Consider the following 16,957-nt stretch of genomic DNA (forward strand, 5'->3'; position numbering starts at 1 on the left):
TGTGACAGCATCATGGATGAGGGGGGCGCAATGACCACGGAAGTCCGGATCAAGAAGAACCGCATCTATCTGCCGCACCTTCGTAAGATCGTATCCAGCTTGGCTGTGGGCTTGGGGATGAGTCGGGATGAGGTTCGCGATGCCGAGGAAGCCGTGCACGAGGTCTGCGTCTCGTCAATTCAGGCTGCAGAGGGCGACGGTCAAGGTAGTCTCTGCATCAAGCTCCACACCTGCGACAACTGCATGACCGTGGACATCTGCGATCCCGCGTGCTGCTTCACGCCACCCGCGAACCGGCAATGGCTGGTCGGTGCCGCGTCGGCAGGCACTTTTCAGAAGCTGAGATTGCTGGCCGACGAGATCCAGTTCATGCCGGCAGACGATGGAGCTACTGTCCGCCTCACAAAGTATGCCCGGGAAGCCGAAGATCCTGTGTCTGCGTGTTTCAGTCAGTCACCCACGAGTACTTTGCAGGTCTGAACGATTGGCAGCAATAGTGAACGGATCACTGCGCGAGCTGCTTTGCTCTCCCTGATGCCGTCGGCTATCGGCGGGCTGATCTCATAGTAAGCGTTCACCAGGTCTCTCCCCGCAGGGCTTGTCATCAGGTAGCGGTCCCGGAACTGCCGGAGCGTCAGCACATCCTCTTCCATGTCCGTACCGTACGCGGCAGTGGCTATGAAGCACTTCGGAGAGCCGTAGTCTGTCTTGCTGAAGTCCAACTGGGTGATGATCCACCTGTTTCGTTCCCTGGAAAGGTAGTATACCAGCCTGGTCGTCCTGCGTTTGCCGTCCGGGCCGTCGAAGACATGCTTTGCAGCCGCTCTGGCCTCGTACCCGTCCCTCTCGACCGAAGTGAAGCGAAACTCCGTCGTGCGGATGCGGCTCAACGACTCCTCCGTGAGCTTATACATCTCACGAGGCGAGACTCTGTGGGAGTAGTCTCCTTGGTAGAAGATGTCAATGCTGCGCGCGGGGTCGACGTGCCACATGAGGAACTCCGGTTCGCGTTCCCACCATGTCGCTTCGATGTCAACGAGCGCCTCCTCTAGAGATCCCGGGACCGGAGACCGGTAGCTGTACTCTCGACGCCAGGCTCGCCTCGGATTGCGCCAGGCGTCGTCAATGATGATCACGCTACCTCTGTTGTAATAGGGGTAGTAGCTCCAGAACTGGCGGTCGTACGGGTAGAAGAACGGATCGTAATAGTGCTTGCGGTATTCGTATTCGGGATCGCGGCGCTCGTCTCGCCTCTCGACCTGCCGAGAGAGACTCGAACTACTGTCTCGTTCGCCTCGCTCCGATGAAGACCGACTGGTGTCCTCCGAGGTCGTGGAATCGCGTTGCTCTGATCGCGAGTTGCCGACGCTGTTGCCCGACGACGAGCGGCTGTCCTGCGAAGACGAGGGGGGAGAATCCTGCTGTTTCGGAGGCGGCGAACTACGCTGTTCACCGGAGTCTTGGCTCTGCGACGACGAATCGTCTTTGGTCTTCACGATGCCCTTGGCATCGACCCTCACCACCAGAAAACCGCACGCAAGAAACGCGATCAGCATAAGCGCAACGTGTCTTGCTCTCATCTTCCCATCACCTCGCGCGAAAAGAACGAGACCCCGGGGCTCGATATCTGATGCCCCGGGGTCCTCGGCCTGGATCAGTTGGGATACGGCGACGACCCTACGGCCGTGATGTACCAGTCCGAACCGAACCGCTCCAGGGTGTACGAAACGAATACCGTCTTCAGAGCCCCGTAACGGTCGGTGTACACGTGTTTGCCTTTCGCGATGTGCCGGTCGAGACCCGCCCGGTTCACTTTGTCAAAGTCGAACGAGTAGGTCTTGATGACCGACATCGCGTCGCGTGTCATATCGTAGTAGTCGGTCGTATCGAGAGAGTACGAATACTCATCCCTGAGGTATACGTCCACTGCGAGATAGCTCTTGACGTGCCGCATGATGAGCTCCGGCTCGGATCTCTCCCAGGCCCGCTGGATGTCTCTGAGGGCCGCCCATAGGCCCTTCTGTATCGAGTCGGAAAGGTAGTAGTCACTGGACCGGCTGTAGACGAACACCGGAACCTCCAGCACCATCCTGGCATTGGACAGTCTGGCCGTGAAGAACACGCGGTCGTGGAAAAGGTACGGCGGGAAGTAGTCGTAGTAGTAGCAATATACGGACGGGTAGCACCGCGTGGGGAAGTAGTCGTAAGAGTAGTATCGGTACCGGAAGGATGGAGTATACACCCCTACGCTCCACCCCCAGCCATCGGACCGGCCGTAGTATCCTGGACCCGAATCGTGGTATCCTCTCCGATAGTCGTCGTACCGTCGGTTGTCTGTGTCGCGCTTCTCCTGCCGCCCCCTCCAGAGGTCGCCGATGTCCGCGTAATCCTTGCGATATGTGGGACTCGGAGTTCGCGTGTCTTGCCGGGAAGATACCGAGCGGAGTTGGAACTCCTGGTCTAGCCTGTTCGTGATCGAACCCGAGGGTGAGCGGGTCTCGATGCGTGTGGCAGGGCTTCGATCCACGGTAGCCGACGAGCGGATGGATGAATCTGACGATCGGCTGGATCCGCCCGACGCTCCGCCGGCCGATCCGCCTGAGTCGCTCGATCTGGCAGACGATCTCGATTCATTATCCGAACTCCCGCCGCCGCCGGAGGACTTGACGGCGCCTTTTGCCCAGGAGGTATCGTCGCAGACAAAGATCATTACGGCAGTCATTGCCATGGCTAGACAAATCGTAAACCCGAGGATAGCTCGAAGTCTTCCTGTCATTCTGTGTCACTCCTTTCCAAAACTGCCTCTGTCCGGAGCGCTATTGGCACATCACTACCACTAGTATTAGACGTTCGAATGTGCCACTTTTGTTTCATGGAGTCGGATCCTAACGCCTTCGGCTGCCTCGCTTGGATTCCAGGTGTCGCTTGACGTCGAACTGTCGGTCGTTGCTGTCCTTCAGGAACGCCTTCAGACGGTCCTCGAAAGTGATCGAGTCGGCCGCGGCGGATCGCGGTGCGGTTTCGTGTTCGGGGCCGAGGTTCACGGGATCGGGGATGCGTTCGACGGGCCTCTGGGGTCGTCTTGAGAGAACGGGCTCGCGGGCCGGCTGCTCGATCTTCTTCGTGGAGAGTTGGTAGCGCCCCCTGCCGTTCCGACTGAGAACCGTGGCGCGTATCCGGTCGTGCTCCTTGAAATGGTCGTTGATATCACGGACGAAGGTATCGGCCACTTCGGAGATGTGAACAAGGCCGGTATTGCCGCCCTCTAGTCTAACGATCGCTCCATATTCCGCGAGCTTGACTACAGTCCCGACCACGGTGGAGCCGACCTCGAGGATCGTTTCTACTCTGGATGCTGCTTCTTGCATGGCATTCGGCGTGGGAACGTGGGGAACACACTGCTGAATCCAGTATATGTTGCGGTATGCGGGCTGTCAACCAGCATTTTTACCAGTATTGCGCACGCCGAACAATGGCTTAATTGCACGTTGATCCGACTCCCTCTCGGCAGGGCTCGCGCAAAATGGTATACTTGCATAGTGAATCCGCTTGATGAATGCCGGGAGGTGTGCGGCGAGTTGAAACCCGATTTTTCCTGTGATGTGCTTGTTGCCGGTGGTGGAGTTGCCGGCGTTGCGGCAGCGGCAAGCGCGGCCAGACAGGGTGCGAGGACTCTGCTGGTCGAGAAATATGGCTTCCTTGGAGGCATGGGTACGGCCGGACTGGTTAACCCGTTCATGAGTTCGCGAACGTCAACCGGCGCTCCGTTGATCGGAGGCTTCTTTGCGGAGATCTGCGACCGGATGAGCAGCCTGGGTGGGCTATTCGGTCGAGCGTTCGACCCCGAGGCGATGAAGTTCGCCGCACAGGAAATGATCCTGGAGGCGGACGGGGAGCTTCTCCTGCACTCGTGGATCAGCGGTGTACGCAAGACAGGGCCTGCCATCGCGGGTGTGGAGGCGTTCACGAAGGGCGGACCGCTCGGAATAGACGCCAAGGTTGTCGTGGATGCCACGGGAGACGGCGATGTCTCCGCGATGGCGGGGGCGCCATTTGAGATGGGCGGTCCCGCTCACGGGCTGACACAGGCGATGACGCTTATGTTTACGGTCGGCGGAGTCGAGATGCGTAAGTGCCTCGAGTACGCGCTTGCGAATCCCGACCAGATGCGCTTTCCCAAACCATCCAGCCAGGAAGACGTCGAGCGGCTGCTGGCAACCGCAGCCGGCGTGGCCGGTTTCTACAAAGAGGTTGACGAAGCTCGCAAGAACGGCGAGTTCCCCCTGCCTCAGGAGATGGTGTTCTTCATCGCGATGCCAGCTCCGGGCCAGGTGGTTGTCAACACGACCCACGTCGGTGGTGTGAGTGGTACCGATTCGACTGACCTGACAAAGGCGGAGATAGAGTGTCACAGGCAGGCGATGGCCCTGATGACATTCTTCCGGAAGTACGTTCCCGGATTCGAGAATTCGTATCTCATACAGACCGCCCCACAGGTCGGCGTCCGCGAGACTCGTCGGATAGTAGGCGAGCATGTCTTCAGTGTGGACGATGTCTCCCAAGGTCGGAAGTATCCCGATGCGGTGCTGAGGTCGGCCTACGCGGTGGACATTCACTCGCCGGTTGGTAGAGGATACGTTCGGGCCGACGACGGTAAGCCGGGGATCGGTCCTCCCCATGGGGACTGGTATGAGGTGCCCTACAGATCACTGGTGCCGCTGGAGGTAGAGCAGTTGCTCGTGGCCGGGCGTTGCATATCCTCTACTCACGAGGGTCAGGCTGCGATGCGCATCATGCCGAACTGTATGGCGCTGGGCCAGGCGGCGGGTGTTGCGGCGGCCCTCTGCGTCGAGCAGCAGGTCTCCCCTCGGCAGCTCGACGCGGCCCTGCTCAGGAGTGTGCTGCTCGGGCAGGGCGCAATCATATAGTCGTCCGGTCCACCATGTGCTGCTCCCGCTTCCTCACGACCGAGGCGATCTCGGCGCAGAACACAGTGATCATCGAAACGTAGTATATCCACAGAACGGCAATGATCACGCCGGCGATCGAGCCGTACACCACGGAGAAGTTCGCGAAGCTCCTGAGGTATACCCCGAAACCCCACTTCGCCAGTTCGAAAAGCAGGCCGGCGGTGACTCCGGCGGCGAGCGGCCCGCGGATGCCGGTCTTCGCCGCCGGCAGGAACTTGTATATCAGGAAGAACATCAGCATAGAGGTTGCGATCGGTATCAGGGTTGCGACGAGGTTCCAGAAGGGGTCGAACTCGACTGACTGCAGTCCGAGTATGGGGGCGTCAAATGTCCTGACGGCGGTTAGGGCCCAAGTCGTTCCGACGGACAGAGCGAACAGCACCCCGGAGGCCAGTACAAGCGCCAGAGCCCTGAGCCTCAGCGCGAAGTAGTTCAGCCTCCGCTTGAGTCCGAGCGCGATGTTCATCGCATGCTGCAGTATTACGAAAATGGAACTGCCGGCCCAGAGCAGTGCAAGAAGGCCGAGGCCGCTGAACAAGTGCGACGATTCCCGGATCGTATCAAGGTTCTGCGTTAGATTCTCCGTACCTGCGGGGGCGTAGCTCGTGATGAAGCGAAGAACCTGATCATAAGCCTCTTGGGAGCCGAGCACCCTCCCGAAGACGCCGATGGCGAGCAGCAAGAGAGGCAGCAGTGACAAGAGGCCGAAGAAGGCCATCGCCGCCGCAGCCAGACTGCCCTGGTCGTCCCCGTACTCGTGGAAAACCTCAGACAGGAATCGATAGAGCTCCGATATTCGGGGCTTCATGCTGATATATGCTCTCTCCGAGACGCGAACTCCTCTTGTTTGGCGGTCCTTCGTGTGCGGGTACTAACCTAATGGCATCCGGGGAAATCGTCCTCGGCTCTGCTGGCATATTCGCAGAGAGGAGATTCGTATATGGCCGACAAGGAAGTGAAAGTCTACTCGAACCCCACATGCCCGTGGTGCAGGAAAGTCAAGGAGTATCTGCAGCAGAAGGGTGTTGCGTATCAGGATTTCAATGTCGCGGAACAGAGAGACAAGCTCCAGGAGATGGTGGACTTGTCCGGTCAGCGCGGCGTGCCGGTCATCAAGATCGGCGAAGAAGTGATCGTTGGATTCAACCAGCCGAAGATTGACGCAGCGCTTGAGTAGGCGTACCTCGATGCCGTCCTCGCGAGGGTGGGATTCCATGCAAGCCGTTTTTCAGGGCTTCGATCGAGTCTCGCCCTCTCGTCCTTTTGATTGTGTGAGTACGACCGTCGGACTCGCATCCGGTTGACACCACGCGAGTGAGATGATAGTATTGTACTCGGTACATGCGGCTGTAGCTCAATGGATAGAGCATCAGTCTTCGGAACTGAGGGTTGGGGGTTCGAGTCCCTCCAGCCGCGCCATCCGGTGTCGCAGAGTGCGAACCCGGGGTTGACAAACCCGGCGGTAGAGTTTATAATCTGCCTGGCTTGGGGAGCGAACAAGGTTCTGGATCGTTAGCTCAGTTGGTAGAGCAGCTGACTCTTAATCAGCGGGCCGAAGGTTCGAGTCCTTCACGATCCACCATCCCTTAACATATGGAATCAGCGCCGGCCTATGTCGGCTCTGCGCTCGCCGGCGGAATGGAATCACGGGCGAGTGGTGGAATGGCAGACACGCTAGACTTAGGATCTAGTGCCGCAAGGCGTAGGAGTTCAACTCTCCTCTCGCCCACCAGGAAGTACGAAGTACCGGGGTACGGAGTACTCATACGGCGCGGATCGGCGGTTTGTCTTGGCGTTCCGAGCATGCGGGAGTGGTTCAGTGGTAGAACGCCACCTTGCCAAGGTGGATGTCGCGGGTTCGAATCCCGTCTCCCGCTCCATGATCTGAAGTGCAAAGTACAGGGTACGAGGTAGCAGAACCGAGTGCTTTGTACTTTGTGCTGTTTATGCCTCGCCTCGCCGCCATGGATATCCCGCGGCGGGGCGTTCTTGTGAAGGCCAAACCAAGGAGCCGTAGAAGATGCAGGTAACAGTCGAACAGCAAGATCCATGCGAGGTGGAACTCAATATCGAGATTCCGGCCGAGCAGGTATCTACCGCAAGAGACAAGGTCTACAAGGAGATCGGAGCGCACACCTCGATCCCGGGGTTTCGAAAGGGCAAGGCCCCGAGGGCAATCCTGGAAAAGCACCTGTCCGATGAGACGGTGCGCCGTCACTTGCTGGACGAACTGCTCCCGGATGCGTACGCGCAGGCTCTCAAGGACAACGACATTGATCCCTACGCCGACCCGGACGTAGACATTGTGCAGTTCGAGGCTGACCAGCCGCTCATCTTCAAGGCGAAGGTCCCTCTTCCTCCGAAAGTCGAGCTTGGCGAATACCGCGGAATCCTGGTCGAGCGCTCGACGGTGAACATTACGGACGAGGACATTGACGCCGAACTGAAGCACCTTCGGATGCAGCGCGGCGAGATGAGAGGAGTCGAGGACCGGCCGGTTCAGTCGGGCGATGTGGTCGTCATGCAGATGCTGGCCGTTGTCGAAGGAGAGAATCCCGGCAAGCCGAGACGGACCGTGGTCAGCATCGGATCGAATCCGCCCGTCTTCGACGATCAGGTTGTCGGCATGAACGCCGAAGAAGAGAAGAGCTTTACGATTGAGTACCCGGCCGATGTTGCGGACGAATCGCTAGCCGGCAAGAAAGCGGACTACACCGTCACGGTCGAAGCCATTCGCGAGCTCGTTCTTCCCGATCTGGACGACGAGTTCGCGAAGTCCCTCGGAGAGTACGATTCGCTCGATGCGCTTAAGAACGGACTTCGCGACAGCCTGACGGACAGAGCCAACGCGCGGGCAGACCAGGAGGTCGAGAGCAGGATCATCGAGGAAATCGTCTCGAGGTCCCAGGTGAGCTACCCCGAGATCATGGTCAAGGCGCGTGTCGCGCATCACCTCGAACACCTGCGAGAAGACCTCGAGCAACGGGGACGAACGCTCAAGCAGTACTTGGAGGGACTGGGTCGCACCGGCGACGAGTTCATGGCCGACCTGACCGAATCCTACTCTCGGCGCGTGGCGATCGGGCTGGTCCTGGGACAGCTTGCAGAGAATGAGAACCTTGTCGTCACCGAGGAGGAAGTGGAGGCCGAGATCTCCCGACTGGAAGAAGCTTCCAACGCTCCCCGCGAGGCTGTCGAGGCTTATTTGGAGCCTCGGGGCGGTCGCGACGGGCTTGAGGAAGCGATGCAGGAAAAGAGGATCTCCGACTTTATTCTGTCGGTTTCCACAATCAAGAGTGCAGAAAGCGGCGAACAGAGCACATAATATGACTAATGGGGAGACCCATCCGCGTTGTCAAAGTGCACTGAGCACCATGTGATGGCCGCTTCGTATAGAAAAGGAGACAACCAACGCATGGCACTGGTACCTATGGTCGTCGAGCAGTCCGCAAGGGGAGAGCGAGCATATGACATCTACTCTCGCCTGCTCAAGGAACGCATCATATTCCTGGGCACTACCGTGGACGATGATATAGCAAACCTGATTATCGCTCAGTTGCTCTTCCTCGAGAAGGAAGATCCGGACAAGGATGTCGAGTTTTACATCAACAGCCCCGGAGGCCTTGTGACAGCGGGCCTCGCCATATACGACACGATGCAGATCATCAAGCCCGACGTTGCGACCATTTGCGTCGGTCAAGCTGCGAGCATGGGCGCCGTGTTGCTGGCTGGTGGGGCAAAGGGCAAGCGGTGCGCTCTGCCGAATGCCCGCATGATGATCCATCAGGGCAGCGCGGGCTTCCACGGCACTCCTTCAGACATAGACATCCAGGCTAAGGAAGTGCTCAGATATCGGGCCCTCCTCAACGAGATTCTCTCGAAGCACACCGGCCAGGCCATCGAAAAGGTCGAGAAGGACACGGACAGGGACTACTTCATGTCCGCCCTCGAAGCTAAGGAATACGGCCTGATTGACGATGTGATCGCGAGAGACAACAGATAGCCTGAAGCTGACATTGGGGGTACAAGATCTTGCCGAGGGTTGGATTCGATCGTAACGACCAGCGCTGTGCTCTGTGCGGCAGAACCAGGGAACAGGTAAAGAAGCTCATAGTGGGAGTCTACGGCGGCATATGCCTCGACTGCCTCGATCTGTGCAACGATACGATCAAGAGTGAACTGCCCAAGACCGGTGATGAGTTCTCACCGCTCGGTTCCGTGCCGAAGCCGAAAGAGATCTACCGCATCCTGAGCCAGTATGTGGTCGGCCAGGAGAAGGCCAAACGCGCTCTCAGCGTGGCCGTCTATAACCACTTCAAGCGCATCAACTCGCCGTGCCACGAAGTTGAGTTGCAGAAGAGCAACATCATGCTGATCGGCCCGACCGGCTGCGGCAAGACGCTTCTCGCTCAGACTCTGGCCAAGATTCTGAACGTTCCTTTCGCCATTGCCGACGCAACTTCTCTTACTGAGGCAGGATACGTTGGGGAGGATGTCGAAAACATCCTCCTGAAGCTTTTGCAGGCGGCGGATACGGGGGAGAGCGTTCAGGCAACGGTCCGCAACGCACAGCGCGGCATCGTCTACATTGACGAGATAGACAAGATCGCCCGCAAGGCCGAGAATCCTTCAATCACGAGGGACGTTTCCGGCGAGGGAGTTCAGCAGGCTCTGCTGAAGATTCTTGAGGGCACGACGGCCAACGTTCCTCCGCAGGGCGGCAGAAAGCATCCACAGCAGGACTACGTGCAGCTTGATACCACGAATGTCCTGTTTATCTGCGGCGGGGCGTTCGACGGGCTCGAAAGTATTATCGAGCGCAGAGTCGGCACTCAGACGATGGGGTTCCGCGCGAAGGTCGAGAGCAAACTTGAGCGGCAGGTCGGCGATCTGCTCTGCGAGGTCATGCCGGAGGACTTGCTGAAGTACGGCTTCATCCCCGAGTTCATCGGAAGGCTTCCCGTGGTCGGAACGCTCGAGGCGCTGGACAAGACGGCGCTCATGCGGATACTCGTGGAGCCGAAGAACGCGCTGATCAAGCAGTATCAGAAGTTCTTCGAGTACGATGGGGTCGAACTCGAGGTAACCGAGGGTGCCCTCGATGCCATCGCGGGCGAGGCGATAAAGCGCAGTATCGGCGCGCGTGCGCTTCGGGCGATCATCGAGGAAGTCATGATGAATATCATGTACGAGATTCCCTCGACCCCGGGGATCAAGGGATGCATCATTGACGCCGATGTGATCCTGTGCGGCAAAGAGCCCACGCTCGTCGTGGAGGAGTTCAAGGCGGCATCCTAGTCACTTGGTTGGTCAATAAGGCCGACGGTGGATGCCAGTCATTGGGATTCCGCCGCCGGCCTTTGTCATGATGACGGGTCGTTGCTTGGTGGCCCTGTCCGGACATGTGGCGCTCGAAAAGAGCTGCATAGACCAAGAAAACCAGTTTTCTCGCTTTGATCAGGAAAGGTGACACGATTCATGGCAAAGTCTCAGACCAAGGCTCACAAGCCAAAGCCTGAACCCGAACCGGAAACCCTCGACGAGCAGTTGATAGACGAACTCCCGGATGAACTCCCGCTTCTGCCGATCCGGGACGCGGTCTACTTCCCTCAGATGGTGTTCCCGCTGTTCGTTGGCCGCGAGAAGTCTGTCAAGGCCCTCGACGAGGCGATGGCACGCCAGCGTTTCATATTGTTGGTGGCCCAGAAACAGGTCGGCACGGACGATCCCGAGCCGGAGGACATATACGGGGTCGGCCTCGTGGCCGAGGTCATGCAGATAATGAAGGTCCCCGACGGTACGGTGCGGGTGGTTCTTGAGGGAGTCGAGCGCGTCAGGGTCGTCAAGTACGAGGAGACCGAGCCGTTCTTCTTGGTCAAGGTCGAGAGCATTCCCTGCATCGAGGAGTCCGGCATAGAGGTCGAGGCTCTGATGAGGAGCGTTGTCACCCAGTTCGAGCAGATCGTGAACATCGGTCGCTCGATCCCGCCCGAAGCCTTGGTCAACGTCATCAATATCACCGAGGCTGGACGGCTCGCGGATAGCATTACGCCGTATCTGCCGCTGCGCGTCGAGTCGAAGCAGGACATCCTTGAGACTATCTCGGCCAAAGAGCGGCTCGAGAAGCTGAGTGTCCTTCTCAAGAAGGAGACGGAGATTCTCGAGATTCAGCGGAGTATTCGTAACCGCGTCGAGAAGGAGATGGGCGACACCCAGCGCGAGTTCATACTTCGCGAGCAGATGAAGGCGATCCAGCAGGAACTGGGCGAGCGCGACGAGCGCTACGGTGAGATCGAGGAGTACCGCTCACGCATCGAGCAAGCCGCCATGCCGGAGGAAGTCCAGGAGCGCGCCAACAAGGAACTCGACCGGCTGGAGAAAATGCCCTATGCCGCGCCTGAGGGCGTCGTCGTGCGGAACTACCTCGACTGGCTCGTGTCTCTGCCGTGGAACGTCAACACCGAGGACAGCATTGACATAGCCGAGTCCGCGCGGGTGCTCGATGAGGACCATTACGGACTTGGCAAGCCCAAGGAGCGTATCCTGGAGTTTCTCGCGGTCAAACAGCTCTCGGGGCAGATGAAAGGCCCGATCCTCTGCTTCGTCGGTCCTCCAGGCGTCGGCAAAACGTCCATCGGCCGCTCGATAGCCAGGTCGCTTGGTCGGAAGTTCATCCGCGTCTCGCTGGGAGGCATCAGGGACGAGGCTGAGATCAGGGGCCACCGCAGGACCTATATCGGCTCGATGCCCGGTCGCATCATTCAGGGCATCAAGCAGAGCGGCTCGAACAATCCCGTGTTCATGCTCGATGAGATAGACAAGGTCGGGGCCGATTTCCGAGGTGATCCCTCGGCGGCATTGCTGGAAGCGCTCGACCCCGAACAGAACACGGGGTTCAGTGATCACTATCTGGAAGTCCCGTTCAACCTGTCCGACGTCATGTTCATCACAACGGCGAATCTGCTCGACACGATCCCGCCGCCCCTGAGAGACCGCATGGAGGTCATTCCGTTCGCCGGGTACATCGAGGACGAGAAACTCAAGATAGCGCAGTTGTTCCTCGTTCCGAAGCAGACGAGGGACCATGGCCTGAAGCCGAGCCGGATCAAGTTCGACGAGAGCGCGATTCGCCTTGTAATCCGCGAGTACACGCGTGAGGCCGGCGTACGAAACCTCGAGCGCGAGATCGCTACGATCTGTCGTAAGATCGCTAAACAGGTTGCTGAGGGCAGGAAGAGCCTGACCCGGATCACACCGAGGAAGGTGAAGGAACTGCTCGGCCAGCCCAAATACCACTACGGGGCTGCAGAGGAGAAGGACGAGATCGGCGCCGCCACCGGGTTGGTCTATACCGAGTTCGGTGGCGACATCGTGAGCATCGAGGTGGGTCTGATGCGTGCCGATAAGGGCCAGCTTCTGCTGACCGGCCAACTCGGTGATGTGATGAAGGAGTCTGCGCAGGCCGCGCTGACCTATGTACGATCGAAGGCGCGCACGCTTAAGATTGATGAGGATTTCACACATAAACTAGACATACATATTCATGTTCCGGCGGGCGCAGTGCCGAAGGATGGCCCGTCCGCGGGTATAACCATCGCGACCGCGCTCGCATCGGCGCTCACCAGGCGTCCCGTGAAGCGCGAGGTGGCGATGACCGGAGAAATCACTCTCCGCGGGAAGGTATTACCGATCGGCGGGTTGAAAGAGAAAGTGCTTGCCGCTCACAGAGCCGGCATCCGGACGATCATCATGCCCAGAGAGAACCTTAAGGATCTCGAGGAGATTCCCGACTACGTCCGCGAGGAACTGGCATTCAAGCCGGTCGAGCATGCCGATGAGGTGCTGAAGATCGCGCTTCACAATGGTTCGGACGGGACGGATCGCTGAGACGCTGAAGAACTGAAGACGCAGAAAAGCATTGAATGGGAAGAGTAGGGGATACCGACCCTTCAGAGAGGGCGGCGCATGCTGCGAGCCGCCCGGATACGGTCCTCCGAACGTCGCCCACGAGCTGCCGGGCTGAACTGCAGTAAGCCCGGCCGGGAGAGCCCGTTACCGCCGTTCGAGGTCTGTCCGCCATCTGGGTTCATCAAAGTGGACTTTGTGTCCTTCTAGCCGCGATTTCAATCGCCTGGGATACAGGGTGGTCGGCGGGCGAATCAAGGTGGTACCGCGGGAGGCTCCTCTCGTCCTTGTCGGATGAGGGGGGCTTCGTCTTTATGGAGCGGAGGAGCTTAAGTGCTCCATCACTTCAGTACTCCGCAGGAGAGCACTCATGAATCAATACGATACGCTACCGAAAGTGTACGACCCGCAGGCTGTCGAGCCGAAGTGGTATGACTACTGGATCGAAAAGGGCTACTTCCAGGCCGAGGTAGACCCGTCCAAGCCGATGTACTCGATCACCATCCCGCCGCCCAACATTACCGGCTCGCTGCACATCGGCCACGCGCTATGCTACACGATCCAGGACGTCCTCGGCCGCTGGAAGAGAATGCAAGGCTTCAACACGCTGATCCTCCCAGGCACCGACCACGCAGGCATCGCGACCCAGAACAAGGTCGAGCAACAGCTTGCAAAGGATGGACTCACACGCCACGACCTCGGCCGCGAGAGGTTCATCGAGCTTGTCTGGGAGTGGCGCGATCAGTACGGCAGCACGATCCTCAACCAGTTCAAGCGCATGGGCTACGGCTTCGACTGGGATCGCCTGCGCTTCACTATGGATGAGGGCTACGTGGACGCCGTCCTCGAGGAGTTCGTCCGCTGGTTCGACGCCGGCCTGATCTACCGAGGCGTGCGGGTCATCAACTGGTGCCCGAGATGCCAGACCGCCATCTCCGACATCGAGGTGGAGTACGAGGAGGTCGCCGGTCACCTCTGGCACATTGACTATCCGCTGGAGGACGGCTCCGGCGTGATCACGGTCGCCACCACGCGCCCCGAGACGATGCTGGGTGACACCGCGATTGCCGTCAACCCCGAGGATGACCGCTACGTCGGAATGGTCGGCAAGAACGCAATCCTGCCGATCATGGGCCGGGCGATCTCGATCGTCGCTGATGCGCACGTCGACCCCGAGTTCGGCACCGGCGCCGTCAAGGTGACGCCCGCTCACGACCCGAACGACTTCGAGATCGGCATGCGGCACAACCTGCCCAGCGTGATCGTCATCGGCACGGACGGCTCGATGACCGGGGAGGCCGGACGGTTCGCCGGCATGGACCGCTATGCCGCGCGCGAGGCGATCGTCGATGAACTGCGAGGCAAGGATCTGCTCGTCCGCGAGGAGGAGTACCTCCACTCCGTCGGGACGTGCGCCCGATGCGACACGACCATCGAGCCGCTTCTCTCCGAGCAGTGGTTCGCCAAGATGAGCGAGATCGCTCAGCCGGCCATCGATGTAGTGAAGAACGGCGATGTCCGCTTCGTGCCCGAGCGATACGCTGACACCTACACCGCTTGGATGGAGAACATCCGCGACTGGTGCATCTCCCGCCAGCTCTGGTGGGGCCACCGCATCCCTGTCTGGAAGTGCCTCGACTGCGGCGAGTACACGGCTGCCAAGACCGAGGTCGAGGCGTGCAAGAAGTGCGGCTCTAAGAACCTCGAGCAGGACCCGGATGTCCTCGACACATGGTTCTCGTCGGCGCTCTGGCCGTTCGCGACCATGGGCTGGCCAAAGGACACTCCGGAGTTGGACTACTTCTACCCGACCTCGGTGCTGGTTACAGCTCGCGACATCATCTACCTCTGGGTCTCCCGGATGATCATGACGAGCCTAGACTTCCGTGAGCAGATCCCGTTCCATGATGTCTATATCTACGCGACGGTGCTCAACGAGGAGGGCCGGCGCATGAGCAAGTCGCTCGGCACCGGGATAGACCCGCTCGACACCATAGAGAAGTTCGGGGCCGATGCTCTCAGATTCGCGCTGATCCAGCAGACAGGCAAGAATCAGGACATGCGCTTCTCCGAGGGCCGCGTGGAAGCGATCCGGTACTTCAGCAACAAAATCTGGAATATCTCGCGGTTCGTGCTCCTGAGCCTGGAGGAGACCGGTCACGCGAGCCCCGAAGCTCCATCGGCAGATAAGCTTACCCTCGAGGACAAGTGGATCATCAGCCGCCTGCAGGGTACTATCGCCGCCGTGAACAGGGGCCTAGGCGACTACGACATGGACGACGCCGCCCGCGCGCTCTACGAGTTCCTCTGGAACGAGTACGCCGACTGGTACATTGAGATGGCCAAGCCGAGACTCCGCGGTGAGGAGAGCGCTGGCGTGAAGTGGGTGCTCTGGCACGTCTTGGAGACTTCGATGCGCCTGATGCACCCAATCATGCCGTTCATCACAGAGCAGATCTGGCAGTCGATCCCGCACGAGGGTGATAGCATCATGATCGCCGAGTACCCGAAAGCCGATGAGTCGCTCCGGGATGCATCCGCCGAGGCACAAGTCGGCGCCATCATGGAGATCGTCCGTGCCATCCGCAACCTTCGCGCGGAGAGCGGCATCACGCCGGACAAGAAGGTCGAGTGCATGATCGTCCCTAAGACGGGTGAGGCGAAGGAGTCCGTCGCAAGTGGTCTTGAGAGCATCAAGATCCTGGCCAAGGTGAGCAGGCTCGGCATCGCCGCCGCGTCGCCCGCCACCGGAGAGGGCAAGTTCATCTCTGCCCACCTGCCGGTCGCGGACATCTACATTCCACTCGCCGGTCTGGTGGATATCGACAAGGAGATCGCGCGCATTACCAGTGAGATCGCGAGCGTCGAGAAGGATCTCGCTCGAAGCGCCGGGAAGCTGGCAAACGAGGCATTCATGGCCAAAGCCGCCGCTCCGATCATCGAGAAGGAGCAGCGCATCGCCCGCGAGTCGACCGAAAAGATCGAGAAGCTCCAGGAGCGGCTCGCGACCCTGCGAGGGGCGTAAGCCATTCAGAACACGGAAGCACGGAGGGCCGGGGAGAGCACGGATTCCCGATCGAAAGCCTTCTCCGTGTCCTCCGCTCCTTCCCTACTTCCGCGTTCTCTGGGAGTGTGTCGGCAGTGAAAAGGTTTGGCATCCTGGCACTTATACTGGCGGCGATGTTCTCCGGTTGCGGGCGGCGGAACGCGGGGCAGGGGACGACCGAGATCGTTTACCTCACCCGCGCGACGCCCGATCAGCTTGAGGTCTGGCGCAAGGCCACCAAGAAGTTCATGCTCCTGAACCCCGACGTCAAGGTGCGCTTCGAGAACCTCCCTTACGCCCAGTACTGGGACAAGTTCCAGACTATGACCGCCGCAGGCGTCGCGCCCGACGTCATCTTCATGGAGTCGAGCCGCTTCCCCAAGTTCGCGGAGAGTGGCTCCATCGAGAACCTCCAGCCCTACATCGAACGTGACGGTGACCTCGATCTTCCCGACTTCTACCCCAAGGCGCTCGATTCATACCGCTGGAACGGAGACATCTACGGCCTGCCCAATGACATCGCGATCGGCGTCGTCTTCTACAACAAAGACCTCTTCGACGAGGCCGGCCTGCCGTATCCAAGGCAGGGATGGACGTGGGCCGACTACCTTGGGGCTGCGAAGGCGCTTACTTTCGACTTCGATGAGGACGGGCGCATCGACCAGTTCGGCACGCTGATCGGCGACTGGCGGCACTTCGTCTGGCAGAACGGCGGAGAGATCGTCGATAGCCCGCTCCGTCCAACTCGAAGCACGATGAACACGCCGGAGGCCATCGAAGCGCTGCAATGGCTCGTCGACCTGCGGTTCAAGCATCACGTCACCACGCGGCCCGGCGAACTGGCGGACATGGGCGGCTACGAGATGTTCATGACCGGCAAGGTGGCGATGATGTTCGGCGGGCACTGGGACGTGCCGACGCTCTCGAAGGTGCGGCGCTTCCGGTGGGACGTCGCCCCGCTTCCGAAGGGGAAGTTCCGGGCGAACAACGCCTACGGGTCGGCGCTCTGCATCCCGTCGAAGAGTCGGCACAAGGA

General features: G+C 59.6%; 13 protein-coding genes, 4 tRNA genes and 1 other annotated feature. Of the genes, 13 read left to right on the plus strand and 4 right to left on the minus strand.

The window, feature by feature from the left end; genetic code table 11:
* Nucleotides 1–30 precede the first annotated feature (30 nt).
* Entirely contained in the window at nucleotides 31–480 is a 450-nt protein-coding gene (locus tag KBC96_10495; protein MBP6964825.1) for a hypothetical protein, read from the plus strand.
* Here the strand turns inward: KBC96_10495 and KBC96_10500 are convergent.
* The 3 genes from KBC96_10500 to KBC96_10510 all read right to left on the minus strand — a co-directional run bounded on the left by KBC96_10500 (nucleotide 450) and on the right by KBC96_10510 (nucleotide 3,368).
* The gene (locus KBC96_10500) at nucleotides 450–1,580 is read right to left on the minus strand and encodes a hypothetical protein (GenBank protein MBP6964826.1); all 1,131 of its coding nucleotides are present in this window, start codon (nucleotides 1,578–1,580) and stop codon (nucleotides 450–452) included. The genes KBC96_10495 and KBC96_10500 overlap by 31 nt on opposite strands.
* Before the next feature lie 74 nt (nucleotides 1,581–1,654).
* Nucleotides 1,655–2,776: a hypothetical protein gene (locus KBC96_10505; protein MBP6964827.1), complete on the minus strand. Its 1,122-nt coding sequence runs from the start codon at nucleotides 2,774–2,776 to the stop codon at nucleotides 1,655–1,657.
* 109 nt (nucleotides 2,777–2,885) lie between these two features.
* Nucleotides 2,886–3,368, minus strand: a complete 483-nt coding sequence (locus KBC96_10510; GenBank protein MBP6964828.1) for a S1 RNA-binding domain-containing protein — start codon at nucleotides 3,366–3,368, stop codon at nucleotides 2,886–2,888.
* 210 nt (nucleotides 3,369–3,578) lie between these two features.
* On the opposite strand from KBC96_10510, the gene KBC96_10515 reads away from it, so the two are divergent.
* Nucleotides 3,579–4,928 (plus strand): FAD-dependent oxidoreductase, encoded by a 1,350-nt coding sequence (locus tag KBC96_10515; protein ID MBP6964829.1) that lies wholly within the window; start codon nucleotides 3,579–3,581, stop codon nucleotides 4,926–4,928.
* On the opposite strand, the gene KBC96_10520 is transcribed toward KBC96_10515, so the two are convergent.
* Nucleotides 4,921–5,778 carry a YihY/virulence factor BrkB family protein gene (locus KBC96_10520; protein ID MBP6964830.1) on the minus strand — a complete coding sequence of 286 codons (858 nt, stop codon included), beginning with the start codon at nucleotides 5,776–5,778 and terminating at the stop codon, nucleotides 4,921–4,923. The two genes, KBC96_10515 and KBC96_10520, sit on opposite strands and share 8 nt — an antisense overlap.
* A 132-nt stretch (nucleotides 5,779–5,910) precedes the next feature.
* On the opposite strand from KBC96_10520, the gene KBC96_10525 reads away from it, so the two are divergent.
* From KBC96_10525 to KBC96_10575, 11 genes are all read left to right on the plus strand, one after another.
* Nucleotides 5,911–6,147: a glutaredoxin family protein gene (locus KBC96_10525; GenBank protein MBP6964831.1), complete on the plus strand. Its 237-nt coding sequence runs from the start codon at nucleotides 5,911–5,913 to the stop codon at nucleotides 6,145–6,147.
* A gap of 166 nt (nucleotides 6,148–6,313) precedes the next feature.
* Nucleotides 6,314–6,389, plus strand: a tRNA-Arg gene (locus KBC96_10530).
* 87 nt (nucleotides 6,390–6,476) lie between these two features.
* Nucleotides 6,477–6,552: transfer RNA gene (locus KBC96_10535), tRNA-Lys, on the plus strand.
* A gap of 66 nt (nucleotides 6,553–6,618) precedes the next feature.
* Nucleotides 6,619–6,702: transfer RNA gene (locus tag KBC96_10540), tRNA-Leu, on the plus strand.
* Nucleotides 6,703–6,775: 73 nt separating this feature from the next.
* Nucleotides 6,776–6,850: transfer RNA gene (locus tag KBC96_10545), tRNA-Gly, on the plus strand.
* Between the two features lie 140 nt (nucleotides 6,851–6,990).
* Complete coding sequence (tig, locus tag KBC96_10550; GenBank protein MBP6964832.1) at nucleotides 6,991–8,295, plus strand: trigger factor; 1,305 nt, start codon at nucleotides 6,991–6,993, stop codon at nucleotides 8,293–8,295.
* 90 nt (nucleotides 8,296–8,385) lie between these two features.
* Nucleotides 8,386–8,973, plus strand: a complete 588-nt coding sequence (gene clpP, locus KBC96_10555; protein MBP6964833.1) for an ATP-dependent Clp endopeptidase proteolytic subunit ClpP — start codon at nucleotides 8,386–8,388, stop codon at nucleotides 8,971–8,973.
* Nucleotides 8,974–9,002: 29 nt separating this feature from the next.
* Nucleotides 9,003–10,268, plus strand: a complete 1,266-nt coding sequence (clpX, locus tag KBC96_10560) for an ATP-dependent Clp protease ATP-binding subunit ClpX (protein MBP6964834.1) — start codon at nucleotides 9,003–9,005, stop codon at nucleotides 10,266–10,268.
* Between the two features lie 180 nt (nucleotides 10,269–10,448).
* A complete protein-coding gene (lon, locus tag KBC96_10565; protein MBP6964835.1) occupies nucleotides 10,449–12,857 on the plus strand; it encodes an endopeptidase La in 2,409 nt (802 codons plus the stop codon).
* Between the two features lie 22 nt (nucleotides 12,858–12,879).
* Nucleotides 12,880–13,167, plus strand: a binding site (T-box leader).
* Nucleotides 13,168–13,245: 78 nt separating this feature from the next.
* On the plus strand, nucleotides 13,246–15,900 hold the full coding sequence (locus tag KBC96_10570; GenBank protein MBP6964836.1) for a valine--tRNA ligase: 2,655 nt from the start codon (nucleotides 13,246–13,248) through the stop codon (nucleotides 15,898–15,900).
* Between the two features lie 116 nt (nucleotides 15,901–16,016).
* On the plus strand, nucleotides 16,017–16,957 hold a 941-nt coding region (locus KBC96_10575), incomplete at its 3' end, for a sugar ABC transporter substrate-binding protein (protein ID MBP6964837.1).

It is taken from the genome of Armatimonadota bacterium (assembly GCA_017993055.1).
Classification (GTDB): Bacteria; Armatimonadota; UBA5829; order DTJY01; family DTJY01; genus JAGONM01.